This window comes from Cryobacterium sp. MDB1-18-1 (genome assembly GCF_004402735.1).
Taxonomy (GTDB): domain Bacteria; phylum Actinomycetota; class Actinomycetes; order Actinomycetales; family Microbacteriaceae; genus Cryobacterium; species Cryobacterium glucosi.
This window is the reverse complement of the sequence record NZ_SOFR01000082.1, coordinates 1-23,068: the sequence shown is the minus strand read 5'-3', so window position 1 is coordinate 23,068 and position 23,068 is coordinate 1. Positions and strand designations below refer to the sequence as shown.

The 23,068-nt window shown below is 69.1% G+C and carries 20 protein-coding genes; 15 read left to right on the top strand and 5 right to left on the bottom strand.

Going from position 1 to position 23,068, the window contains the following annotated elements:
• The 5 genes from E3O50_RS18360 to E3O50_RS18340 all read left to right on the top strand — a co-directional run bounded on the left by E3O50_RS18360 (window position 1) and on the right by E3O50_RS18340 (window position 5,390).
• Window positions 1-1,224: an ABC transporter permease gene (locus tag E3O50_RS18360; protein WP_134559626.1), complete on the top strand. Its 1,224-nt coding sequence runs from the start codon at window positions 1-3 to the stop codon at window positions 1,222-1,224.
• A gap of 177 nt (window positions 1,225-1,401) precedes the next feature.
• Entirely contained in the window at window positions 1,402-2,532 is a 1,131-nt protein-coding gene (locus tag E3O50_RS18355) for an extracellular solute-binding protein (protein WP_134559624.1), read from the top strand.
• Window positions 2,522-3,382 (top strand): ABC transporter permease, encoded by an 861-nt coding sequence (locus E3O50_RS18350; RefSeq protein WP_134445957.1) that lies wholly within the window; start codon window positions 2,522-2,524, stop codon window positions 3,380-3,382. The genes E3O50_RS18355 and E3O50_RS18350 overlap by 11 nt, the downstream gene beginning before the upstream one ends.
• Complete coding sequence (locus E3O50_RS18345) at window positions 3,379-4,224, top strand: ABC transporter permease subunit (RefSeq protein ID WP_241975406.1); 846 nt, start codon at window positions 3,379-3,381, stop codon at window positions 4,222-4,224. The genes E3O50_RS18350 and E3O50_RS18345 overlap by 4 nt, the downstream gene beginning before the upstream one ends.
• Window positions 4,221-5,390, top strand: a complete 1,170-nt coding sequence (locus tag E3O50_RS18340; protein ID WP_134559622.1) for an ABC transporter ATP-binding protein — start codon at window positions 4,221-4,223, stop codon at window positions 5,388-5,390. The genes E3O50_RS18345 and E3O50_RS18340 overlap by 4 nt, the downstream gene beginning before the upstream one ends.
• Window positions 5,391-5,393: 3 nt before the next feature.
• On the opposite strand, the gene E3O50_RS18335 is transcribed toward E3O50_RS18340, so the two are convergent.
• Both E3O50_RS18335 and E3O50_RS18330 read right to left on the bottom strand, forming a co-directional pair.
• Complete coding sequence (locus E3O50_RS18335) at window positions 5,394-6,416, bottom strand: diacylglycerol kinase family protein (RefSeq protein ID WP_134559621.1); 1,023 nt, start codon at window positions 6,414-6,416, stop codon at window positions 5,394-5,396.
• 141 nt (window positions 6,417-6,557) lie between these two features.
• Complete coding sequence (locus tag E3O50_RS18330) at window positions 6,558-8,501, bottom strand: DUF2207 domain-containing protein (RefSeq protein ID WP_134559619.1); 1,944 nt, start codon at window positions 8,499-8,501, stop codon at window positions 6,558-6,560.
• A 68-nt stretch (window positions 8,502-8,569) separates the two neighbouring features.
• Here E3O50_RS18330 and E3O50_RS19875 point away from each other — a divergent pair, with 68 nt between their 5' ends.
• Window positions 8,570-8,692 carry a hypothetical protein gene (locus E3O50_RS19875; protein WP_277870855.1) on the top strand — a complete coding sequence of 41 codons (123 nt, stop codon included), beginning with the start codon at window positions 8,570-8,572 and terminating at the stop codon, window positions 8,690-8,692.
• A 9-nt stretch (window positions 8,693-8,701) separates the two neighbouring features.
• Window positions 8,702-10,102, top strand: a complete 1,401-nt coding sequence (locus E3O50_RS18325) for a wax ester/triacylglycerol synthase domain-containing protein (RefSeq protein WP_134559617.1) — start codon at window positions 8,702-8,704, stop codon at window positions 10,100-10,102.
• Between the two features lie 76 nt (window positions 10,103-10,178).
• Here E3O50_RS18325 and E3O50_RS18320 read toward each other — a convergent pair whose 3' ends face one another.
• Window positions 10,179-11,189: a hypothetical protein gene (locus E3O50_RS18320; RefSeq protein ID WP_134559615.1), complete on the bottom strand. Its 1,011-nt coding sequence runs from the start codon at window positions 11,187-11,189 to the stop codon at window positions 10,179-10,181.
• A gap of 222 nt (window positions 11,190-11,411) precedes the next feature.
• Here E3O50_RS18320 and kduI point away from each other — a divergent pair, with 222 nt between their 5' ends.
• Genes kduI through E3O50_RS18305 form a run of 3 tightly spaced genes read left to right on the top strand, consistent with a single transcriptional unit; the run spans window position 11,412 to window position 13,881 of the window.
• Entirely contained in the window at window positions 11,412-12,260 is an 849-nt protein-coding gene (kduI, locus tag E3O50_RS18315) for a 5-dehydro-4-deoxy-D-glucuronate isomerase (protein ID WP_134445951.1), read from the top strand.
• A complete protein-coding gene (locus E3O50_RS18310) occupies window positions 12,260-13,117 on the top strand; it encodes an IclR family transcriptional regulator (protein ID WP_198413645.1) in 858 nt (285 codons plus the stop codon). The genes kduI and E3O50_RS18310 overlap by 1 nt, the downstream gene beginning before the upstream one ends.
• Complete coding sequence (locus E3O50_RS18305) at window positions 13,114-13,881, top strand: SDR family NAD(P)-dependent oxidoreductase (RefSeq protein ID WP_174774625.1); 768 nt, start codon at window positions 13,114-13,116, stop codon at window positions 13,879-13,881. The genes E3O50_RS18310 and E3O50_RS18305 overlap by 4 nt, the downstream gene beginning before the upstream one ends.
• A gap of 192 nt (window positions 13,882-14,073) precedes the next feature.
• Here the strand turns inward: E3O50_RS18305 and E3O50_RS18300 are convergent, their stop codons facing one another.
• Entirely contained in the window at window positions 14,074-15,096 is a 1,023-nt protein-coding gene (locus E3O50_RS18300; RefSeq protein ID WP_134445950.1) for a LacI family DNA-binding transcriptional regulator, read from the bottom strand.
• 167 nt (window positions 15,097-15,263) lie between these two features.
• On the opposite strand from E3O50_RS18300, the gene E3O50_RS18295 reads away from it, so the two are divergent.
• The 5 genes from E3O50_RS18295 to E3O50_RS18275 all read left to right on the top strand — a co-directional run bounded on the left by E3O50_RS18295 (window position 15,264) and on the right by E3O50_RS18275 (window position 22,896).
• On the top strand, window positions 15,264-17,300 hold the full coding sequence (locus tag E3O50_RS18295) for a beta-galactosidase (protein WP_134559613.1): 2,037 nt from the start codon (window positions 15,264-15,266) through the stop codon (window positions 17,298-17,300).
• Window positions 17,297-18,256: a sugar ABC transporter permease gene (locus E3O50_RS18290; protein ID WP_134445948.1), complete on the top strand. Its 960-nt coding sequence runs from the start codon at window positions 17,297-17,299 to the stop codon at window positions 18,254-18,256. The genes E3O50_RS18295 and E3O50_RS18290 overlap by 4 nt, the downstream gene beginning before the upstream one ends.
• A gap of 110 nt (window positions 18,257-18,366) precedes the next feature.
• Window positions 18,367-19,173, top strand: a complete 807-nt coding sequence (locus tag E3O50_RS18285; protein ID WP_134446013.1) for a carbohydrate ABC transporter permease — start codon at window positions 18,367-18,369, stop codon at window positions 19,171-19,173.
• 87 nt (window positions 19,174-19,260) lie between these two features.
• Window positions 19,261-20,589, top strand: coding sequence for an extracellular solute-binding protein (locus E3O50_RS18280; protein ID WP_198413644.1), 1,329 nt, complete (start codon window positions 19,261-19,263; stop codon window positions 20,587-20,589).
• 75 nt (window positions 20,590-20,664) lie between these two features.
• Complete coding sequence (locus E3O50_RS18275; RefSeq protein WP_166790992.1) at window positions 20,665-22,896, top strand: alpha-galactosidase; 2,232 nt, start codon at window positions 20,665-20,667, stop codon at window positions 22,894-22,896.
• Between the two features lie 89 nt (window positions 22,897-22,985).
• Here the strand turns inward: E3O50_RS18275 and E3O50_RS18270 are convergent, their stop codons facing one another.
• Window positions 22,986-23,054, bottom strand: a complete 69-nt coding sequence (locus tag E3O50_RS18270) for an excalibur calcium-binding domain-containing protein (RefSeq protein WP_241980946.1) — start codon at window positions 23,052-23,054, stop codon at window positions 22,986-22,988.
• Between the last annotated feature and the right edge of the window lie 14 nt (window positions 23,055-23,068).

Genomic DNA, 23,068 nt, shown 5'->3' with positions numbered 1-23,068 from the left:
ATGGCTCGGCACAATCTCGGCACCGTCGTCTCGTTCGAAGTGACCCGCACGCTCAAGAAGAAGCAGTTCTGGCTCACGACCCTGCTCGTGCCGGTGGTGATCGGCATCGTGATCGCGCTCATCGTGCTGTCCAACACCTCCACGGAGAGCAAAGTCGACTCGCAGAAGGACGCGACCCTCCGGTTCACCTACAGCGACGCATCCGGTTACATCGACCCGGCCATCGCCACCGCGTTCGGGGGCACCCTCGCCGCCGACCCCGACCAGGCGATCACGGACGTGAAGTCGGGCACATCGGCGGCCTACTTCTCCTACCCGGCCGAACCGACGAAGGAAGCCACCACGGTCTACGGCGCCGATGTCGGCATCTTCGACAACGGCAAGTACTCCTCGGTGGCGACCCAGTTGATGGTCGCCAGCGCGCAGGCGAAGGTCGGTGACCCGACGCTGACCGGGCTGGCGAGGGGCTCCTTCCAGGTCGATGCGATCACCTATAAGGACGGTGCGGTCTCCGGCGGTATCCTCGGTGCCGTCGCCCCCCTGCTCTTCCTGCTGATCTTCTACGTCGTGATCGTGATGCTCGGCAACCAGATGCTCACGAGCACCCTCGAGGAGAAGGAGAACCGGGTCACCGAGATGATCCTGACCACCCTCAACCCGACGACCCTCATCATGGGCAAGATCATCTCCCTGTTCGTCATCGGGATCGTGCAAATGCTCGTGTTCATCCTGCCGGTGCTGGTCGGCTACCTCTTCTTCCGCACCTCGCTGAGCCTGCCCGACGTCGACCTCTCCCAGCTCATCGTCAACCCCGGCCAGATGGTCGTCGGCGCCCTGCTCCTGATCGGTGGGTTCACCCTGTTCATGGGCACCCTCGTCGCCGCCGGGGCGATCATGCCCACCGCCAAGGAGGCCAGCCAGGTCTTCGGCATCGTGATGGCGCTCGTTTTCGTGCCCCTCTACGCGGTGTCGCTCGTGGTGTCCGATCCGCACGCGCTGATCGTGCAGCTCTTCACGTTCTTCCCGTATTCCGCGCCGGTGACGGCGATGCTCCGGAACGGACTGGGCTCGCTGAGCCCCCTGGAGTCCGGCATCGTCATCGCGGAACTCTTCCTGCTCGGCGGAATCGTGCTCCGGCTCGCGGTGCAGCTGTTCCGCTACGGCTCGGTCGAATACACCAAGCGGGTCTCGCTGCGCACCGTGTTCGCGCGCTCGCGGCGGTGAGTGCGGGAGTCGTTCCGTGCGGAGGGAAACGTGGCTCCGAGCATTCATGAGCTGTTCAGGAGCGTTTCGCAGTCCCGTCAAGAACGACTTTTAGTCTCTCGGTGACCAGCACCGCGGCAACGAACTGCGCGCGCCGATGCGTGTGCGGCCTCTCGCTGCTGGTCAGACGGAGGAAAATTGATCACCCCACGCACCCTGATCACATCCCTGGCTGCCACGGCCGTGCTTGCGATCGGCCTCACCGGATGCTCCGGAACGGCCGCGAGCGGAACCGCCACCACCGATGCCGCAACAGCCACCAGCCTGAGCGCATTCGGCGACCTGCCGGCCCTCGAGAACGCAGCCAAGGCGGAAGGCAACCTCAACGTCATCGCCCTCCCTCGCGACTGGGCGAACTACGGCGCCGTGCTCGACGCGTTCTCGAAGAAGTACCCCGAGATCACGATCAACGAAGCCTCCCCGGACGGCTCGAGCGCCGAGGAAATCCAGGCGGCAGACACTCTGAAGGGGCAGGACACCGCGCCAGACGTCTTCGACCTGGGCCTGGCCGTCGCCCTGTCCAGTACCGACCGGTTCGCCCCGTACAAGGTGGCCACCTGGGCCGATATCCCCGACGCCCTCAAGGAAGCCACCGGGCTCTACACCGGCGACTACGGCGGATACCTGGCCGTCGGCTATGACCCCGACGCCGTCCCGGCGCCGACGCAGCTGAGCGACCTGCTCGGCGCAGCCTACAAGGGCAAGGTCGCCATCAACGGCGACCCGACCCAGGCCGGGGCCGCGTTCGCCGCCGTCGGGATGGCGACCGTGCAGAACGGTGGCACCGTCGACAACTTCCAGCCCGGAATCGACTTCTTCACCAAGCTCAACGCCGCGGGCAACTTCGTCAAGATCGACCCGACCCCGGCCACGATCGCTTCCGGCGAGACCCCTGTCGTCTTCGACTGGGACTACCTCAATGTCGGCTACGGCACCAAGCTCGCCGGTCAGCGCAACTGGAAGGTCGTCGTGTTCCCGGGCACCGGCTACGCCGGGTACTACAACCAGGCCGTGAGCAAGGACGCCCCGCACCCCGCCGCAGCCCGGCTGTGGCAGGAGTTCCTCTACAGCGACGAAGGCCAGAACCTCTGGCTCGCCGGTGGTGCACGCCCTGCGCGTGCCGAAGCGATGACGGCCGCGGGCACCATCGACGCGGCACTGTTGGGCGCCCTTCCGACGGCCCCCACGGAGACCCTGGTCCCGACCAAAGAGCAGAGCGCAGCCGCGGCTACCCTGCTCGGCGCGACCTGGGCCGCCGCTGTCCAGTAGCACCCGCACAACGGCAGCAGCCTTCGGGCTGCTGCCGTTCGCGGTCTACGTGCTCCTCTTTCTCGCCCTGCCGACGCTGATCGCCGTCGGTACCGGATTCTTCGACAAGTCCGGCTCGTTCACCCTGGCGACGGTCGCGGCACTCGGTAACCCCGTGGTGCTCAACGCGTTCGCCAATTCCCTGTGGTTGTCCGCCCTCACCGCGGTGCTTGGCGCGTTGGTCGGCGCGATCGCGTGTTACGGGCTGCTCGGCGCACGTCCGGACGGGGCCCTCCGCACGGTGGTCGATTCGCTCAGCGGAGTCCTCGCCCAATTCGGCGGCGTGATGCTGGCCTTCGCGTTCGTCGCCACCATCGGCATCCAGGGCATGGTCACGCTCATCCTGCGCGACACCTTCGGCCTGGACATCTTCGCGGGCGGTGTCTGGCTCTATGAATTGCCCGGGCTGGTGCTGCCCTACCTCTACTTCCAGGTGCCGCTGATGATCATCACGTTCATGCCCGCTCTCCAGGCCCTCAAACCGACCTGGGCCGAGGCCAACGCCACCCTGGGCGGGAGCACCGCCTCCTACTGGCTGAGGATCGCCGGCCCGGTTCTCGCGCCCTCCTTCCTCGGCAGCCTCCTCTTGCTGTTCGCGAACGCGTTCTCGTCGTATGCGACCGCTGCGGCGCTCACGAGCCAGGGCTCCCAGATCGTGCCGCTGCAGATCCGGTCGGCGCTGACCAGCGAGACGGTGCTCGGCCGGGAGAACCTGGCCGGTGCGCTCGCCCTCGGGATGGTCGTGGTGATGGTGGTCGTCATGGCCGGCTATTCGGCCCTGCAATCGAGGGCCGCACGGTGGCAGCGGTGACCGGCCCGATCGTGCGGGAGGGCGTAGCGCACGCTCCTTCGCGCGCCGTGCGCGCCCTGATCCTGGGTGTGATCGGTTTCCTCTTCGTCATTCCGTTCGTGGCCATGGTCGAGTTCACCCTCCGCAAGGGACTGGCCGGTGGCCACGATTTCTCCCGCTGGAGCGCGCTGTTCCAGGGCGGTCTCACCGGGCCGTACCGCCAGGTGCTCGTTGCCGTCGGCAATTCGGTCGGCCTGGCCGTCGGAACGGTGCTGATCGTGCTCCTGCTGCTCGTGCCTACGATGCTGCTGGTGCACATCCGTTTTCCCCGGCTGCGACGCCTGCTGGAATTCGTCTGCATCCTGCCGATCAGCATCCCGGCGATCGTCCTCGTCGTCGGACTGGCGCCGGTCTACTCGGTGCTCTCCCGGCTCGCCGGCAGCGGAGTCTGGACGCTGTCCCTGGCATACGGCATCATCGTGCTGCCGTACGCCTACCGGGCGATCCAGGCCAACCTCGATGCCGTTGACGTGCGCACGCTGAGCGAGGCGGCCCGCACCCTGGGAGCAGGCTGGGGGAGCGTGCTGTTCCGCGTGCTTCTGCCCAACCTGCGCCGTGGCCTGCTGGCCGGCGCATTCATAGCGGTCGCCGTGGTCCTCGGCGAATTCACCATCGCGTCGCTGCTGAGCCGGGTGAACCTGCAGACCGCGCTCGTCGTGGTCAGCAAGGCCGACCCGTACACGGCCGTGATCCTGTCCCTGCTTTCGCTGATCCTCGCGTTCCTGCTGCTCCTTCTCATCGGCCGCCTGGGCGCCGAACGCACCCGCTCGCCACGACACCGCCCCATCGGAGGCAGGCAATGACCCGCAACACGAGCAACACCCCGCTGGACACGCCGACCGGGAGCACCGCGCCGGCTCCCTCCGGTCAGGCTGCCCAGACGGAGGTGTCGTCGAGCGCAGCCACGCACCGCCACGGAGCCGTCGTTGAATTCTCGGGCGTCACCAAGGATTTCGGGGGACACCGAGCCCTCGCCGGATTCGACCTCACCCTGCACGCCGGCGAGTTCGTGGCGCTTCTCGGCCCGAGCGGAAGCGGCAAGACCACGGCACTCCGGGCGCTCGCCGGTCTCGAATCGACGGATGCCGGCATCATCCTGGTCGACGGAGTCGATGTGTCCACCCTCCCGACGAGCCGGCGCGACATGGGCATGGTCTTTCAGGCCTACTCCCTGTTCCCGCATCTGAGCGCGGGCGAGAACGTCGAATTCGGGCTGCGGATGCGCGGGGTCGCCGCCGCGGCTCGCCGGCGTCGAGCCGGGGACGCCCTCGCCCTCGTCGGCCTCGCGGACCACTACGACCGATTCGCCCACCAGCTGTCCGGCGGTCAGCAGCAGCGGGTCGCACTGGCCCGCGCCCTGGTCACCGAACCCCGGGTGCTCCTGCTCGACGAGCCGCTCTCCGCTCTCGACGCCAAGGTGCGGGTGACCCTGCGCGAGGAGATCCGGCGGATCCAGACCGAGCTGGGCATCACGACCCTGTTCGTGACGCACGATCAGGATGAGGCGCTCGCGATCGCCGACCGGGTCGCAGTCATGCGCGACGGCCGGATCGAGCAGGTCGGTACCCCCGAAGACCTCTACTCCCGGCCGGTCTCGCCGTTCATCGCCGATTTCGTCGGCCTGAGCAACCAGCTGACCGGAATGGTGCGCAACGGATTCGCGGAGCTGTACGGCACGCGGCTGCCCCTTCTCGACCCGTCGCAGGCGGACGGGACCGTACTCGTCGCGGTGCGGCCGGAAGACCTCGAGCTCTCCGCGGACGGGGTGGCGGGCGTCGTCACCGCTTCCAGCTTCCACGGGTCGCTTCGCCGCACCCGGGTGCGGTTCGCCGACGGTGCCGAGGTCTCGGTGCAGCACGGCGTGCGCGTGCACCCCGCTCCCGGCGACGCCGTGCGGGTGCGCTTCACCGGTGCTCCGGTCTCCGTCGCAGCGGCCGCGAACCCGGTGCAGGCCGGGTTCCGTCCGTAACGGCTACGCAGCCGGGGCTGGCACGCGCACGGTGAGGCCGCCCGGGGAGATCCAGGTCTTGAACGCGATGGCCGAGCCGAATTCGTCGCCGTCGAGCTCGATCTCCTCCTGCCGGTGCAGGCGCAGCACGAGCTCGGTTCCGGTCGCGTAGTTGAGGGCGTCGACATCCGTTGTCCGGAACCGGCGCCCCAGGCGCGTGCGGCTGAGCACCCCGTTCTCCCAGATCACCTTGGAGACGATCTGCACCCAGCCGAGCACGCCCTTCGGCTTGAGCACGACGATGTCGAAATGACCGTCGTCGACGACCGCGTCGGGCAGCAACACGATCTCCGCCGGAAGCAGGCCGCAATTGCCGATCATGATCGTGTGGGCCCGCATGGACTGTGCGGGCTGCTTGTCGAGGCTGTACCGGAAGTGCAGGTCATTCCGGTCCTGCCCCACGGCGACGAGGGCCTTCACGTAGGCCAGCCAGCCGACCTTCGCCTTGAGGTCGTCGTCGGTGTTGGCGAGCATCTTGGCATCGAGGCCGAGACCGGCCATCACCAGGTAGGCGTGCCGGTCGACCGTGCCGTCGGCGCGCCGGATGTCGATCATGCCCACGTCGATGGGGCGGTCGGTCCCGGTGAACGCCGAGCGGATCGACCCTGCGGCATCGTCGAGGGCGAGTTTGAGGTTGCGGGCGAGCAGGTTCCCGGTGCCGGAGGGCAGCAGGACGAGCGCGCGATCGGTGCCGTGCACGACCTCGGCGACCGCGCGCACGGTGCCGTCGCCGCCCGCCACGATGATGACGGATGCGCCCGCCTCGATCGCTTGCCGGGCCGCGCCCTGTCCCGGGTCGTCTTTCGAGGTCTCGAACCAGAGCGTCTCCGGCCAGCCCGCGGCGGACTCTTCGGTGGCGACGGAGGCCTTGAGCGCGGGAAGGTCGACCTTGATCGGGTTGTAGACGACCGCGGCCAGGCGGGTCCGGGCGTCCGGGGCGGTTCCGTTTCCGGTCGCGTCGGGATCCGTCAGCTCTGTGTTTGTCATGGGGTGTCCTCCGGGTTCTGTGCGGGAAGCCTAGCGCCCCGCAGGCTCGGCGGTCACCGTCGTGCGACATCCGTCACCTGTAAGACGGTTCTTCGGCGGAATTGTCACGCCGATCGGCCAGAATTCCCTGAGCCTCTCTGTTCAGGGGGTGCGGTCAAGGTCCCGCGGGAGCCACCAGCCACGGGGCAGCGCGCCGGCCGACGCGAGGTCGAGCTCGCGCCGCCAGCCACGCTCCAGGCCGAACAGAATGGCGTAGGCGAGCAGCGGGTCGTTGAGGTCGGCGACCTCGACGGATGCCCGGCGCTGGGTGTACAGCGCGCCGGACGGGCTTTGCAGGAAGTTGATCCGGAGCTGCTCGGCGACCCGGATGTACTCCCGCAGGCCGAGCAGGTGCTCCCGGGCGAGGGCGCCCTTCCGGGTCAGGGGGTAGCGGGTCACGGCGAGCGTGAAGGCGCTGAAGGTGACGGCGGCGCTCGCCACGCTCACCCAGAACAGCAACCAGGCCTGCGATTCGATGCCGTCGTAGGCGAGTTGGCGGGAGAGACCCCATTGCAGGGCGGTCGTCGCGATGACGCCCCAGGTCAGCAGGTCCCTGACGAAACCGTTCGGCACCCGCCGGTAGCCCTCCGCGAGGGACCGGCGCCAGCCGCGCAGGCTCAGTTGCCGGAATGCCGGTCGCAGCAGTCCGCCGCGCACGTCGAGGCGAACGGGTCGCATCGAGCGTTTGGCGGGACGTCTCTTCGTGCTGATGATGCGGGCGTCGCCGAAGACGGCGTTGAGCAGGTCCTTGTCGGCGTCGGTCAGGGCCGCCTCATGCACGTATTCGAACTCGTACCAGTGCCGGCCGGCGGGGGAGTTCGCGCCGTCGTTGCCGCCGTCGACCCTGCCGTCGGTCACGGGGCTCACCCGGAGCAGTCGCACGTTGCCGCGCACGGCCAGGTCGAGCAGGGAAGCCACGATCGACCGGCGGCTCCGGCCCAGGATGTGTGAGGCGAGCATGAGGTCGACGCCCGCCTGGGGCGTGCTCTCGGCGATGACGATGCCGCGACCGGAGGCATTCCGCCACACCGTGGCCCGGGCGAGGAGCCCGAGCAGGAGCAGCCCGACGCCCACCAGGATCGGCAGGAACGGCGCGAGCAGGCGCATCCACTCGAGTAGCGAGCGGTCGGAGGGCATGAAGGTGCCGTCGGCGAAGTGGAACCCCACCCAGACCGTGCCGAACGGTGGCAGCGTGGACAACACCCGGTTGTGGAAGACCGCCTGCCCGGGCTGGGCGAGGGGATCGTCGTCGGCGACCCGGTCGAATGAGGCGGTGCTGCCCAGGATCGCCCAGGCGACGCCCCAGCTCGGTTCTCCGGTCAAGTGTGCCGCGAGGGCCTTGTCCATGCGCACGGTCACGTCGACGCCGCCTATTCCCTGCAACCAGCGTTCGCCCGTCACGCTCCAGTTCAGGCTGTCTTCGAACGCGGTGTTCTGGGCGTCCTGGACATGATCGGTCAGCTCGGTCTGCACGTAACGGATCAGGAATCGGTGGTCGCCGACGAGTCGCGCGCCGGTGTCGGTGGAGATCTTCCAGGTGTCGCCGCTGCGGGTGACCGTGAACGGAACGGCGGTGCCCCCGGCATCCGTCACCGAGGTCACGGTGGTGTGCACGGTATGGCCCCGGCTCTCGGCGACCAGGTAGCGGGTGATGCCGGTGGCCGTTGAGTCGGAGCCGAATATTCCATCGACGGTCTCGAGCACGCTCGCCCGCGAGTGGCCCTGCGCGTCGGCGTCGAGCGTGTAGTCGACGGAGAGGTTGCGGATCAGGAACTCGTCTGCGGAGGTCTTGGCCGGGTGCAGGTACTCGTCGAGGGTGTCGGGCGGGGTGAGGTCCTTGCCGAGCAGCATGGCCAGCCCGGCCAGGGTGAGGAGCAGGCACATCGTGCGGAGGATCAGCCGCTTGCGACCGATGCCGATCGCATCCGCCCAACGATCGAGGCGTTCCAGGCGCCGGCCGAATACGGCGACGAAACCGGATGCCGGTGGTGCCGCCGGCGCCGGTGGGCCGGCGTTGTGCGCTGGGCTGGAGCTGGAGTCGGCCATCCCGCCAGCCTAGGGGCGGTTCGGGAGCGCCTCGCCCGCGCCTCGCCCGCGCCTCGCCCGCGCCCGTATTGCCAGGGCAGCCATCGCTCCACTGGATCGTGCCCGACATCCTCGGCGTGCTGATGTGGGCCTGGTTCGTCTGGACGGGGATCGCGTTGATCCGGCTCGGGCTGCGGACCCCGCGGGTATAGCGTGGCGCTATGCCCACCCTGCCACCCATCGATCGGGTCAGTGCGGACGATCTGATGTCGCTCGCCACCGAACGAGGATCCTCGCCCATGCAGGTCGGAGCGGTGCTGTTTCTCGATACTCGTGCGGGCCTCGACACAGAGGTGGCCCTCGGCGTGCTCGCCGACCGCATCCGCCGGGTGCCGCGGCTGCGGCAACGTCTGATCGACGTGCCCATCGGATGCGGCCGGCCGGCCTGGGTCGACGACCCCGACTTCGACGTGTCGCGGCATCTGTCCTCGCGAGTGTGCCCGGCGCCCGGGGGAGAGGCGGCGGTCCTCGACATCGCCGCGGGGCTGCTCGGCACGCGGCTGTCGCGTTCCCGGCCGCTCTGGGTCGCGGTGCTCGTGACCGGGGTCGGTGCGGGTGCGCCGGCCTCACCGGACGACCGCGCCGCGCTCATCATCGTGTTCCACCACGTGCTCGCCGACGGCATGGGCGGCCTCGCCGTGATGGCGAGCCTCGTCGACCGCCCCGCGGATCCCCTGCCGCGAAAGCGGGTGAATCGTCGGTCTGGGATGCCCATAACGACGATTCACCCGCTTTCGCGAAAGGGTTCTGGTGGGATGCCCTCGGTCGGGGCGCTCGCGCGTGACGCGTGGGCGGGAAGGGTTCGCGCGGTGCCGCACCTCCCGGCCTCGCTGGCGCGCGCGGTCGGCGGCCTCCTCGCCTTGCGCGGATCGATCGGCGCCCCGCGCCTGGCCCGCACCTCGCTCAACGTGCCGACCGGGCCGCGGCGGCGCTTCGTGTCGATCCGGCTCGACCTGGGGCGTGTGCTCGCGGTCGGCCACGCGCACCACGCCACGGTCAACGACGTCGTGCTCACGGCGATCGGCGGCGCGCTGCACGGGCTGCTCGAGCAGCGCGGGGAGCGGCAGGAGACCTTCGTGTTGTCGGTGCCGTTCTCGGGTCGGCGCCAGGCTGCCGCGGGCGAACTGGGGAACCAGAGCGGGGTGATTCCGATTCGTGTGCCCGGGGTCGGGCATCCGTTCACTCGGCTGGATGCCGTCGCCACCGCCACGAGGGCGGCGAAACTCGCGCCCGCGGGCGCGTCGACGGCGTTGCTCGGGCCGTTCTTCCGGCTGCTCGCGCGGCTCGGACTGTTCCAGCGGTTCATCAGCCGGCAGCGGGCGATCCACACCTTCGTGACCAACCTGCGCGGGCCGGCGGAGCCTCTCGCGATCTTCGGGTGCCCGGTCACCGGCCTCGTGCCCCTGACCGGTCCCACCGGAAACGTGACGGTGTCGTTCGCCGTGCTCTCCTACGCCGGCGGCCTCGAGGTCACCCTCGCCGCCGACCCGGACACCTGCCCAGACCTGGACGCCCTCCGCGCGCTCCTCGAGCACGAGTTCGCCGCCCTGCTGCACCCCTGACGCGTGGGCATGGCTCCTGCAAATTCTTCGGTTGCGAACCCGCGGCCGCGTAACTCCGGGCTCGTTTCGGCCAGTGTCAGAGGCAGGCGAAGACGGTCAGGTCCCACTGTTTCGTCTCAAAGGCAATCTGGACGATGTATGAGTACGCGAAGTCGTAGTCGAAGGTGTACGAGCTGCCACCCTCGACCATGATGTCGTCGAAAGCCTCGCCCTGGCACATGGATTGGTAGTTGGCGTTGTTGTGGACAACGGGCGGGTCCAGGAAGGTGGGGTGGGGCAGGAACTGGATGCCAGGGGAGCCGGACGTCGTGCCGCCGGTACTGCCGGTTCCGCTCGACCCGGAACTCCGGGAAGTACCGGAAGTCCGGGAAGTACCGGAATTCCGGGCGGCGGTCGCTGCCGCGACCCGCGCGGCTTCAGCGGCGGCGGCTTCGGCCGCGGCTTGGGTCGCGGCCACGGCGGCTGCCTGATTTGCCGTCAGCGCGGCATTCGCGACGACGACCGCGGTGAAGGCCTTGGGCAGTTCTCCGTGGGTGATTGCTGCGGCACGCAGTTTGAGAACGGCCGCGGTGACAGCATCCCGGGCGTTCTGATCGGCAGCGGTCTGCACGCCGACCGCGGTCTCCGCTGCGGTGGCTTCCGCCTCCGCGATGGCCTGGAGCCGTCGCACGACGACGGAGTGAGCTTCGGCGATCGCCCGGGGGTAGCCGCCGTGCGCGGCCAACCCCAGTCGGTCTCGGGCGACGTTCAGCTGTGCGATCAGGGCAGGGTCGACGACACCGACCAGGCGCCTATCGAAGTCATCCAAGGGGAGAACGAAGAGGGCGACTTCGGTGCGCAGCGCCGCGAGTTCGCTCACGGCTCGTGCGGCTGTCCCCGCGAGGGTCGCACGCTTGGTGTTCTCGGCGACGACCCGATCGTGTTCGGCCGATGTCAGCGGGATACCGATCCCGGCGGTAAGGAGAGTCGCGAGACCGACAGCGAGTGTCAGGAAGAACCACGTTCGCTGTTTCCGGGACCGCGCGGGGAACCGCACTGTGGACCCGTCGGCAGTGGAGGTCGTGTCGGTTCCTGCGCCGGTGCGCATGCGGTCCTCGCTTCATCGGTGATCGTGGGACATCGGCTGGGCATCCACGGGATTCACCAGCGCACCTCTCGTCAGGCTATCGGTTGGCCGTGCCGCAGCCGGAGCCCCCGTTCGAGGCTCGTCGCACCAGTCTGACGGCCGCGGTCGGTTTGACTGACGGCACACCAGCGCCCAGAATGGAACTAAGTTCCATTTTGGGGCCGTGAAGCGCAAGGAGTCTCCGTGCAGATCCGCAATGCCACCAGCCCGACCGAAGTCCGGGGAATGACGACCGCCGAGCTGCGCGAACGCTTCCTCGTCACCGACCTCTTCGTCGACGACGAGCTGCGCGCCGTCTACTCCCACGAAGACCGGGTCATCCTCGTCGGGGTCAGCCCCGTCACGGCCCCGCTCACTCTCGAGAGCTTCCCCGAACTGCGCACCGACCACTTCTTCGAACGCCGCGAGGCCGGGATCGTCAACGTCGGCGGATCCGGAACCGTTGTCGTCGATGGCGTGCCGTTCGCCCTCGGACACGGATCGTGCCTGTACATCGGCCGCGGGGCATCCGTCGTCGAATTCATCTCGGACAGTGCGAGCGCCGCGCCCGAGACCGAAGACTCCGCCCGGTTCTACATCTTCTCCGCGCCTGCCCACACCGAATACCCGACCACGCTCGTGCCCGCGGGAACCGGTATCGTCCGTGAGCTCGGCGACCAGTCGACCTCGAACCGCCGCACGCTCAACCAGTACATCCACGAGAACGGCGTGCGCAGCTGCCAGGTCGTTATGGGCGTGACGAGCCTGCACGAGGGCAGCATGTGGAACACCATGCCCGCGCACACCCACGACCGCCGCATGGAGGCCTACCTCTACTTCGACCTCCCCGAGGCCGCCCGCGTCGTGCACCTGATGGGCGAGCCGACCGAAACCCGCCACCTGATCGTCGCCAACCGCCAGGCGACCATCGCGCCGAGCTGGTCGATCCACTCGGGCGTCGGCACCTCGAACTACTCCTTCATCTGGGCCATGGCCGGCGAGAACCAGTCCTTCGACGACATGGACGCCGTGGACATCACCGCCGTTTCCTGATGACTGCTGACCTGGCCGGCGAGCGGATGCCGTCGGCCCCCGCCGCCGTCCGGGTCGCCACCCCTGCCGCCCCTGCCGCCCCTGCCGGCGCAGCCGAGCGCACCCTCATCGTGCTCGAGGCGGCCCTCGAGCACCCGCGGTTCTCGGACGTCGTCGCCGCGACAGGCCTGCCCAAGGCCACCGTGCACCGCCTGCTCGCTACCCTTGTGACCCAGAGGTTCCTCGCGACCGACCCCGCCGGCAGCTATCTGCCGGGCCCGGCGATCCTGGCGATCGCCGGCCGCGCCCTCGCCGGCGTCGACATCTCCGCGATCGCCCAACCCTTCGTCGACGACCTCGTCGCGACCGTGGACTGCACCGTGCACATCGGCTGCCTCGCCGGCGACTCGATCGTCTACGTGATGCGCAGCGACTCCCGCAAACCGTACACAATGCCCTCCCGCGTCGGCCATGCCGCCCCGCTGCACACCACCGGCATCGGCAAGGTCATCCTCGCGAGCTACCCAGACGACACCGTCGACCGTATCATCGCGAGCGCCGGCCTCGCCCGCATCACGGATGCCTCGATCACCGACCCGGACGCCTTCCGCCGCGAGATCGCCGGCGTGCGCTCGCGCGGCACCGCCCGCGACCGCGGCGAGAACGTGCCCGGAATCGCCTGCATCGCGGCGCCCCTCTTCGACCACACCGGAACCGTCCGCTACGGGCTCAGCGTGTCCACGCTGTCGATCGAGCACAGCGACGAGCAGATCGAGGCGATGTTCGGCCCCCTACTGAAGGCCGCGGCGGCCATCTCCCAGGCCCTCGGCTACCAGGGAAGCGCATTCGCGACCACAACGTTAGGAAATCACTCATGAGTGTTCTGAACCTCTTCGACCTCAGCGGCAAGACCGCCGTCGTCACCGGCGCGAGCCGCGGCATCGGCTTCGCCATGGCCGTCGCACTCGCCGAGGCCGGCGCGGACATCGTCGGCGTTTCGTCGAGAATGCCCGAGCGCGGCAGCGCGATCGAGACCGCGGTCACCGCACTCGGCCGCCGGTTCACCGCACTGCACGCCGACTTCGCCGACCGGGACGCCGTCGCCGCGCTCGCCGCCGAGATCACCGCGCTCGGCCCGATCGACGTGCTCGTCAACAACGCGGGCACGATCGCGCGCGCCCCCGCCGCCGAACACTCGGACGAGATGTGGGACCGCGTGATCGCCGTCAACCTCTCGAGCCAGTTCGTGCTCAGCCGGGAGATCGGCCGCACCATGATCGCGCAGGGCCACGGCAAGATCATCTTCACCGCCTCACTGCTGAGCTTCCAGGGCGGGCTCAACGTGCCCGGGTACACGGCTTCGAAGTCTGCGATCGCCGGACTCACCAAGGCGCTCTCCAACGAGTGGGCGCCGCTCGGCGTCAACGTCAACGCCATCGCCCCCGGGTATTTCGCAACAGACAACACCCAGGCCCTCCAGGACGACGCCGGCCGGTCCGGGGCCATCCTCGAGCGGATCCCCGCCGCCCGCTGGGGTACCCCAGCCGACCTCACCGGAGCGACGGTCTTCCTCGCCTCCGCCGCCTCGGACTACGTGAACGGCATCATCCTCCCCGTCGACGGCGGCTGGCTCGGTCGCTAGCCGCCCGCTCCTCCCGCTCCCGATCCCGCTCCCGATCCCGCTCCCGATCCCGCTCCCGCTCCCGCTCCCGCTCCACGGACCGGGCCATGACCTCCCGCGAGAGTACACTTTTGGCCCTTAAACCCGTGGGTTAAGGGCCAAAAACGTACTCTCGCGAGGGAGGCAGACGGGTGCAAGGCAGGGCAGGGCGGGTCAGGCGGAGTCGCGCCAGACGATCGGGGTGGTGAGCAGGATGCCGCCGAGCTCTGGCTCCTCGCCGCGCAGCTGGGCCAGCACCGATTCGGCAGCCCGCTCGCCGAGGCCGGCGGCCGGTTGGTGCACGGTCGAGAGCAACGGCTGGCACCGGAGCGCCCAGGCGCTGTCGTCGAAGCCGACGACGCCGACGTCCCCCGGCACGCTGCGCCCGGCCTCGCGCAGCGCCTCGAGCGCGCCCGCAGCAACGGCATCGGATGCCGCGAACACCCCATCGAGTCCGGGCTCGGCGGCGAGCAGCGCGCGCATGCCCGCGACACCATCGGCATACGCATAGAACGGCACCCGGGCCACGAGGGCCGGGTCGAACAGGGGACCGAGGGCATCCGTGAACCCGGCCAGCCGGTCGGCTCCCGAGTCGCGGTCGAGGGCGGAGGCGATCATGCCCACGCGCGTGCGGCCGGTGGCCAGCAGGCGCTCCGTGATCGCGCGTGCGGAGCTCCGGTTGTCGATGCCGACGAACGGCAATTGCCGCAGGTCCGGCGGATGCCCGACAAACGTCGACGGCAGTCCCAGCTTCTCGATAATGCGCGTGATCGGGTCATTCTTGCGGGCCGACACGACGATGACCCCGTCGACGAAGCCGCCGCTCAGGTACCGGGCGACCCGGTCGGTGTCCCTCTCGGAGTCGATGATGAGGCAGACCATCTGGAAGTCGGCGAGGGACAGCGCGGCGTTGGCCCCGAGCAGGATCTCACCGATATTGGGGTCTTCCAGAAAGAGCGAGTGCGGTTCGTGCACGATGAAACCGATCGCCTGCGAGCGCTGCATGACGAGGTTGCGGGCCGCGGTGTTCGGCACGTAGCCGACCTTCTCGATGGCGGCCTCGATCGCGATCCGCGCCTCGGCGGACACGTAGGGTTCGTCGTTCACGACCCGGCTCACCGTGCCGCGGGAGACCCCGGCCTCGAGGGCGACATCGTGGATCGTGGCACGTTTGCGCCGCCCCGGATTGGTCACCATTCGATAACTGTATCGCCCGTTTCGCGAAATGGTCCTTGACACGGATCGCGATCCGTACTTACTCTGTGTACGTTCACAGATCGGCCGCAGGGTCTTTTTTTCCACCCGGTCTGTGCACGTTCACAGACCATCCGGCGGATGCCGGTGCCAACGACGTCAGGGAGCCGATGAACGCGCGAGCAGCAGTCCAGAACGAGGCGGCATCCGCGGTCCCGTTCGCCCACGACGGCATCGCATACGGGTGTGACTACAACCCCGAGCAGTGGGGCCCGGAGACCTGGGCCGAGGACATGCGGCTGATGCGCGCGGCCGGCGTCGACCTCGTCGCGATCAACATCTTCGGCTGGTCACACATCGAGCCGAGGCCGGGGGAGTACGACTTCGCCAACCTCGACACGATCATCGAGCTCCTGCACGCGAACGGCATCCGGGTCAACCTCGGCACCGGCACCTCCTCGCCGCCGCCGTGGCTGACCACGCTGCACCCGGAGATCCTCCCGGAGACCGAGGACGGCAGCATCCGCTACCCCGGTGGTCGCCAGGCCTGGTGCCCGAGTTCGCCGGTGTTCCGCGAGCACGCCCTCGCCCTCGTCGAGAAGGTCGCCGAGCGCTACGGCCGGCACCCCGCGATCGCGCTCTGGCACGTGTCCAACGAACTCGGCTGCCACAACGCGCTCTGCTACGACGAAGACAGCACGCTGGCCTTCCGGCGCTGGCTCCAGGCGCGCTACGGCACCATCGCCGCGCTGAACGCAGCCTGGGGTACCTCGTTCTGGAGCCAGCACTACGGCGACTGGTCCGAGATCCTCACCCCGCGACTCACCCTCTCGAGCCGCAACCCCGGCCAGGTGCTCGACTTCCACCGGTTCAGCTCCGACGAGCTGCTCGACTACTACCGCAGCGAACGCGACGTCATCCGCCGCCACAGTGCGGTGCCGGTCACCACCAACTTCATGGTCACTGCCCACATCCGCAACCTCGACTACTGGCAGTGGGCGCCCGAGGTCGACGTGGTCGCCAACGACCACTACCTCGACCACCGTCTCGGCGACCCCGTCACCGAGCTCTCCTTCGCAGCGGACCTCACCCGTGGGCTCGCCGGCGGGGCCCCGTGGCTGCTGATGGAGCAGGCGACCGGTGCCGTGAACTGGCAGCCGCACAACCTCGCGAAGGCGCCGGGCGAGCTGACCCGCAACTCCCTCACCCACGTCGCTCGCGGCGCGGACGCGGTCTGCTTCTTCCAGTGGCGGGCCTCGCTGCAGGGCTCGGAGAAATTCCACTCCGCGCTCGTTCCCCACGCCGGAACCGACACCGAACTCTGGCGCGAGGTCGTCGACCTCGGCGGCATCCTGGACCGGCTCGGCGACATCGCAGGCACCCGCGTCATCGCCGATGCCGCGATCGTCTTCAGCTGGGAGGCCTGGTGGGCCGGGGACGGCGAATCCCGGCCGTCACAGTCGGTCGAGTACCTCGGCCAGATGCACGCCGCATACACCGCGCTGCACCGTCTCGGCATCACGGTCGACGTGATCGCCCCGGACGCCGACCTGAGCGGCTACCGCCTCGTCGTCGTGCCCACCCTCTACCTCGTCACCGACGCGGATGCCGCCGGTCTCGCCGACTATGTCGCGAACGGTGGGCACGCGCTCGTCACCTTCTTCAGCGGCATCGTCGACGAGGACGACCGGGTCCGCCCGGGCGGCTATCCCGGCGCGTTCCGCGAGATGCTCGGCATCCGTGTCGAGGAGTTCTCCCCGCTGCTCCCCGGCCGGACGCTGAGCCTGGACTCCGGGGCGACTGCCGGCCTCTGGACCGAGCGACTGCGCCTCGACGGCGCGACCGCCGTTGCGAGCTACCGCGACGGCCCCCTGCCCGGCGTCCCGGCGATCACCCGCAACGGCTTCGGCCGGGGCACCGCCTGGTATCTCGCCACCGCACTCGAACCCGACGCCCTGCGCGGGGTGATGCGCACGGTCGCCCAGGCCGCGCGGGTCACCGCGCTCGGCCCGGAATCGGACGGCTCGATCGAGGTCGTGCGTCGCGCCGATGCGACGCACAGCTACCTTTTCGTCATCAACCACGGCCACGCCGAGATCGAGATCGCCGCCAGCGGGCACGAACTCGTCACCGACGCCGCCGTCGACCGCATTGTGCGCGTACCGGCCGGCGCCGTGCGCGTCATCAGAGAGGACACGGCAGCATGAGTGCTTCCACCGCCCGATTCACGGATGTCCCGGGCGACACCCGCACGGCCCGCCGGCTCGCCGGCCGGCCCGGCCCCCGCCCGGCGAAGCCGCGGGTGCAGCACAAGCGCGCGATCCTGATCTTCGTGCTCCCCTTCGGCGCCCTGTTCTCCCTGTTCTACCTCGTGCCGATCGGGTACGCGATCTACGAATCCCTGCTCGTGATCAAGCGTGAGGGCACCTTCGGCGCGGCGACCGAGGTCTTCGGCGGACTCAGCCAGTACGTCCTGGTCTTCCAGAACGGCCCGTTCTGGCAGTCCGTCGGCCGGGTGCTCGCCTTCGGCGCCGTGCAGGTGCCGATCATGCTCGGGCTCGCGCTGCTGTTCGCGCTGCTGCTCGACTCCCCGCTCGTGCGCGGCAAGAAGTTCTTCCGCCTCGCGTTCTTCGTGCCATACGCGGTACCGGGCGTCATCGCCGCGATCATGTGGGGCTACCTCTATTCACCCAACCTGTCGCCGTTCAGCGCGGTCACCCAGAACATCAACTTCCTCTCGGCGGACCTCGTGCTCTGGGCCATCGCGAACGTCGTCACCTGGGTCTACGTCGGCTACAACATGCTCATCATCTACTCGGCGCTCCTGGCCATCCCGACCGAGCTCTACGAGGCCGCCCGTCTCGACGGCGCCGGGCAGCTGCGGATCGCCTGGTCGGTGAAGATCCCACTGATCATGCCCGCGATCGTGCTCACCGCGATCTTCTCCATCATCGGAACCCTGCAGCTCCTCGCCGAGCCGCAGGTGTTCCGGAGCTTCAGCTCCGCCGTGACGAGCACGTTCACGCCGAACCTCACCGTGTACACGACGTCGTCGATCCCCAACGTCAACCTCGCCGCCGCGTTCTCGGTGGTGCTGGCCCTGGCCACGTTCGTGCTCTCGTTCACATTCCTCAAGTTCACGCAGCGGAAGGAAGCCCAGTGAGCACCCTGACCCCCACCCCCGGCCCGGTGCGGCCGGCCCGTCGCATCCGCTCGACCCCCGGTTCGGCCCCACGTGCCCAGCGGGAGAACCCGTTCGCCCGGGCCAGCGCCATGATCGTGATGGGCGTCTTCACGCTCTACTTCCTGGTGCCGGTCTGGTGGCTGCTGGTCGCCGCCACGAAGGATCGCGCCCAGTTCACCGGCACGAACCCGCTCTGGTTCGCGGACTTCTCCCTGTTCCAGAACATCGGCGCCCTGGTCAGCTACCGCGACGGCGTCTACCTCAAGTGGATGCTCAACAGCGCGCTGTACGCCGGGCTCGGCGCCCTGGTCGGAACGATCATCGCCGGCATGTGCGGGTACGCCCTCGCCAAGTACAGGTTCCCCGGGCGCGAACTGATCTTCAACGTCGTGCTCGGCGGGGTGCTCGTGCCCGCAACCGCGCTCGCGCTGCCGCTGTTCCTGATCTTCAGCCAGATCAGCCTCACCAACACGTTCTGGTCGGTGTTCCTGCCGAGCCTGGTCAGCCCGTTCGGGGTCTACCTCGCCCGCATCTACGCCTCGGCGAGCGTGCCGGACGAACTGATCGAGGCGGCCCGCCTCGACGGTGCCGGCGAGGTGCGCACCTTCTTCACCGTCTCGGTGCGGATGATGGTGCCCGCCCTGGTCACTGTGTTCCTCTTCCAGTTCGTCGCGATCTGGAACAACTTCTTCCTGCCGTTGATCATGCTGCGCGACGAGACCCTGTTCCCGGTCACGCTCGGGCTCTACGGCTGGAACTCGCAGGTCAACCAGATCCCCGTGCTGCGTGACTACGTGCTGATCGGCGCGCTGCTGTCGATCATCCCGCTGATCATCATCTTCCTGCTCCTCCAACGCTTCTGGCGGAACGGCCTCAGCGCCGGCTCGGTCAAGTAGCCCCCTCACCTCACCTCCGCTTCACCCACAGCACCACCCGCCCGGAATGCCGGACGGTTCCTTTCCCAAGAGAAAAGAAGAAGACACATGCGAATGAAGAAAAGAGCGGTCGCCGTTGCCTTGCTCGCCGCAGCTTCGGTTGCGCTGACCGGCTGTTCCGCCTCGACGACAAGCTCCGGCACCGCCGCCGCAGCCTGTGCGCCGTCGACCGGCAAGGTCGACCTGACCTTCACCACCTGGGTCCCCGGCATGGAGGACGCCGTCGCCGTGTGGAACAAGGCGAACCCCGACATCCAGGTGAAGGTGCAGACCGGACCCAACGGCAACGGCGGCACCTACCAGAACTTCTTCAACCAGCTCAAGGCCGGCAACGCGCCCGACCTCGGCCAGATCGAGTATGACGCGCTGCCGAACTTCCGCGTGCAGGACGGCCTGACCGACCTCGCCTCCTGTGCCGGCGTGCTCGACGCGAAGAAGGACTTCGTCGACTGGACCTGGGGACAGGTCAACTTCGGCGAGGACAACGCGGTGTACGCGATCCCGCAGGACGCCGGCCCCATGGCCATGTTCTACCGCGCCGACCTGTTCAAGGCCAACAACATCGCCATCCCGACCACGTGGGCCGAGTACACCGCCGCCGCAGAGAAGATCCGCGCGACCGGCGGCTACATCACCAACTTCTCCCAGAGCGACATCAACCAGTTCGCCGGACTCGTCTGGCAGGCCGGTGGCACCTGGTTCAAGAACGACGGCACCAACTGGACCGTGAACCTGACCGACCCGACGACGGCGAAGGTCGCCGCGTACTGGCAGGACCTGATCGACCGGGACCTCGTCTCGACCAACCCGCCGTGGACCGACGAGTGGAACAACGCGTACAACACCGGCAGCGACTGGACCTGGAACTCCGCCGCCTGGGGCGCCAACTCCATCGCGAGTGGTGCACCGGACACGGCCGGCAAGTGGGCCGTCGCCGAGTCCCCGCAGTGGGCCGCCGGCGACAAGGCCAGCGGTAACTGGGGCGGTTCCTCGACTGCTGTCTTCAAGGGATCGAAGCACCCCTATGAGGCCGCGAAGTTCGCGCTCTGGCTGAACACCTCCGATGAGGCGCTCACCCTGCTGAACAAGTCCGCCAACCTGTACCCGGCGGCCAAGTCCGGTCTGGAACTGCCCGCGCTCAAGGCCGGAGTCGACTTCTACGGTGGCCAGGCCATCTACGACGTCTTCTCGAAGGCGTCCTCGCAGGTCTCGCCCGACTTCGTCTGGGGTCCGACCATGACGCAGACGTACAACGACGTCTCCGACGGGTTCAAGGCCGCGGTCACCAAGAAGGGCACCCTGATCGACGCCCTCAAGACCGGCCAGACGGCTACGATTGCGGCCATGACGGCGCAGTCGATTCCCGTCAACAAGTAGGGCTCTCCCAGCAGCTCCCCGGGAGCGATCCGTACCGACCCGTTCACGCAGTGTGAGCAGTTAGCAGCGATCCACGTGACTCACACTCCGTCGACGGACTCCCCGGCGGGTCTGTACTACCTCCGTGCCGCGGGCACCAGCCTTGTGCTGGACGCCCGCGGCACGGCCGTTCCCGCGATCGTGCACTGGGGCGCCGACCTCGGTGCCCTCTCCTGGCCCGAGCTGGCCGCGCTCGCCGATGCCGCGATTCCCGCGGTCCCGCCGAGCTCGATCGACGTGCCCCTGCGGCTCTCGCTGCTGCCGACGTTCGCCGAAGGGTGGAGCGGCCGGCCGGGGCTGAGTGGCTTCCGGCGCGGCGTCGCCGGTTCCGCCGGTTCTGCCGGTTCTGCCGGTTCGATCGGTTCCGGTCGGCCGGCGGATCTCGCGCTGCGGCTCGAGGCGGTGCATCCCCGGGGTGCGCGCTCGCTCCGGATCGACACGGCGGATGCCGCGGCATCCGTCTCGGTGTCGACCGACCTTGAACTCACGGTCGAGGGCGTGCTGCGCGTGCGGCACACCCTGACCAACACGGGCGACACCGACTTCGAACTCGGCTCGCTCGACATGACCCTGCCCGTACCCGACCGGGCCGGCGAACTCCTCGATTTCACCGGGCTGTGGAGCCACGAACGCCGTCCGCAGCGCACGAGACTCGCGCACGGAGTCTGGAGCCGCGAGAGCCGGCACGGCCGGCCCGGCCACGACGACCCGTTCCTGTCGGTCGCCGGGGTGGCCGGGTTCGGGTTCCGCCGCGGGGAGGTCTGGGCGGTGCACCTCGCCTGGAGCGGCGACAAGCGGGTCTGGGCGGAGCGCTCGGCCCTCGGCGCCGCAACCCTCGGCAGCGGCGAACTGCTCGCCCCCGGGGAACTGGCCCTGCCAGCCGGGGCCGGCTACACCTCACCCTGGACCGTGGCCGCGTACTCGGCGACCGGACTCGACGGGCTGTCGGCGCGGCTGCATCCATGGATTCGGTCGTGGGCGACGATCCACGACCCGCGCCCGGTCGTGCTCAACACCTGGGAGGCCGTGTACTTCGACCACGACCTGCCGACGCTCACCCGGCTCGTCGAGGCGGCCGCGCGGGTCGGGGTCGAGCGCTTCGTGCTCGACGACGGCTGGTTCACCGGCCGCACCGACGACAAACGCGCGCTCGGCGACTGGTTCGTCGACCCCGTGACCTGGCCGGGCGGCCTGCACCCGTTGGTCGAGCGGGTGCACGCGGCGGGTCTCTCCTTCGGGCTCTGGGTCGAACCGGAAATGGTGAGCCTCGACTCCGAGCTCGCGCGGGCGCATCCGGACTGGGTGCTCGGCGCAGCAGGCTCGCTCGAATGGCGGTTCCAGCGGGTGCTCGACCTGGGCAACCCGGATGCCTTCGCGTACGTGCTCGCCCGCCTCACGGCCCTGCTCGACCAGTACCCGATCGCCTATCTGAAATGGGACCACAACCGTGACCTCCTCGGAGGCTCGGCGCACCGGCAGACCGAGGCGGTCTACCGGCTGCTCGGCACGCTGCGCGCCGCGCACCCGGGACTCGAGATCGAATCCTGCGCCTCGGGCGGGGCCCGGATCGACCTCGGCATCCTTCCGCTCGTCGACCGGGTCTGGACGAGCGACACCAACGATCCGCTCGAGCGGCAGCAGATCCAGCGGTATACCGGAGTGCTCGTGCCGCCGGAGTACCTCGGCGGGCACCTCGGCGCCGCGACCGCGCACACCACGGGCCGCACCGCGTCGCTCGGCTTCCGGCTGGCGACGGCGCTCTTCGGCAGCGCCGGTATCGAGTGGGACCTCACCCGTGCCTCGGCCGGCGAGCTCGAGGCCGTCGCCGGGTGGATCGCGGAATACAAACGGCTTCGTCCGCTGCTGCACTCGGGTGTCGTTGTTCACGCGGATGCGTCGGACCCCGCGCTCGAGCTGCACGGCGTCGTGGCCGGGGACGGGGCATCCGCTGTCTTCGCGTACGTCGCGCTCGCCGCGCCGCGGACCGCACTGCCTGCCTCGCTGCGGTTCCCCGGGCTCGACCCGGACGCGCGGTACACGGTTCGGCCGCTGACGATCGGCGGGGCAGTCGACCCGGGCGCTGAGCCTTCCGGGGCGGGGGAGTCCGGCGTGCCGTCGATTGAGCCGCGCGTGATCCAGGATGCCGCGCCGGCCTGGCTGCAGCACGGGTCGGAGACCCTGAGCGGCACCGTGCTCGCCGAGGTCGGCCTGCCCGCTCCGCTGCTCGCCCCCGAGCAGGCGGCCCTCTTCGAGCTCACCCGCCTCTGAGTCGCGCCTCGCGAACTCCGCGAGAGTGCACTTTTGGCCCTTAAGCGGGTGGTTTAAGGGCCAAAAGTGCACTCTCGCGAAGGGGGCGGCTACTCGCAGCCGATCCCGTCGCCGTCGCGGTCGAACTTGGACTGCCAGCCCGGGTCGCCGGGGTGGATCGGCGCGGCTCCGG

Bases quoted from the DNA above. Each gene is read 5' to 3' on its own strand.
- E3O50_RS18360 (WP_134559626.1), top strand. From the start codon at position 1: ATGGCTCGGCACAATCTCGGCACCGTCGTCTCGTTCGAAGTGACCCGC.
- E3O50_RS18340 (WP_134559622.1), top strand. From the start codon at position 4,221: ATGACCCGCAACACGAGCAACACCCCGCTGGACACGCCGACCGGGAGC.
- E3O50_RS18335 (WP_134559621.1), bottom strand. From the start codon at position 6,416: ATGACAAACACAGAGCTGACGGATCCCGACGCGACCGGAAACGGAACC.
- E3O50_RS18330 (WP_134559619.1), bottom strand. From the start codon at position 8,501: ATGGCCGACTCCAGCTCCAGCCCAGCGCACAACGCCGGCCCACCGGCG.
- E3O50_RS18325 (WP_134559617.1), top strand. From the start codon at position 8,702: ATGCCCACCCTGCCACCCATCGATCGGGTCAGTGCGGACGATCTGATG.
- E3O50_RS18320 (WP_134559615.1), bottom strand. From the start codon at position 11,189: ATGCGCACCGGCGCAGGAACCGACACGACCTCCACTGCCGACGGGTCC.
- E3O50_RS18310 (WP_198413645.1), top strand. From the start codon at position 12,260: ATGACTGCTGACCTGGCCGGCGAGCGGATGCCGTCGGCCCCCGCCGCC.
- E3O50_RS18305 (WP_174774625.1), top strand. From the start codon at position 13,114: ATGAGTGTTCTGAACCTCTTCGACCTCAGCGGCAAGACCGCCGTCGTC.
- E3O50_RS18300 (WP_134445950.1), bottom strand. From the start codon at position 15,096: ATGGTGACCAATCCGGGGCGGCGCAAACGTGCCACGATCCACGATGTC.
- E3O50_RS18295 (WP_134559613.1), top strand. From the start codon at position 15,264: ATGAACGCGCGAGCAGCAGTCCAGAACGAGGCGGCATCCGCGGTCCCG.
- E3O50_RS18290 (WP_134445948.1), top strand. From the start codon at position 17,297: ATGAGTGCTTCCACCGCCCGATTCACGGATGTCCCGGGCGACACCCGC.
- E3O50_RS18285 (WP_134446013.1), top strand. From the start codon at position 18,367: ATGATCGTGATGGGCGTCTTCACGCTCTACTTCCTGGTGCCGGTCTGG.
- E3O50_RS18280 (WP_198413644.1), top strand. From the start codon at position 19,261: ATGCGAATGAAGAAAAGAGCGGTCGCCGTTGCCTTGCTCGCCGCAGCT.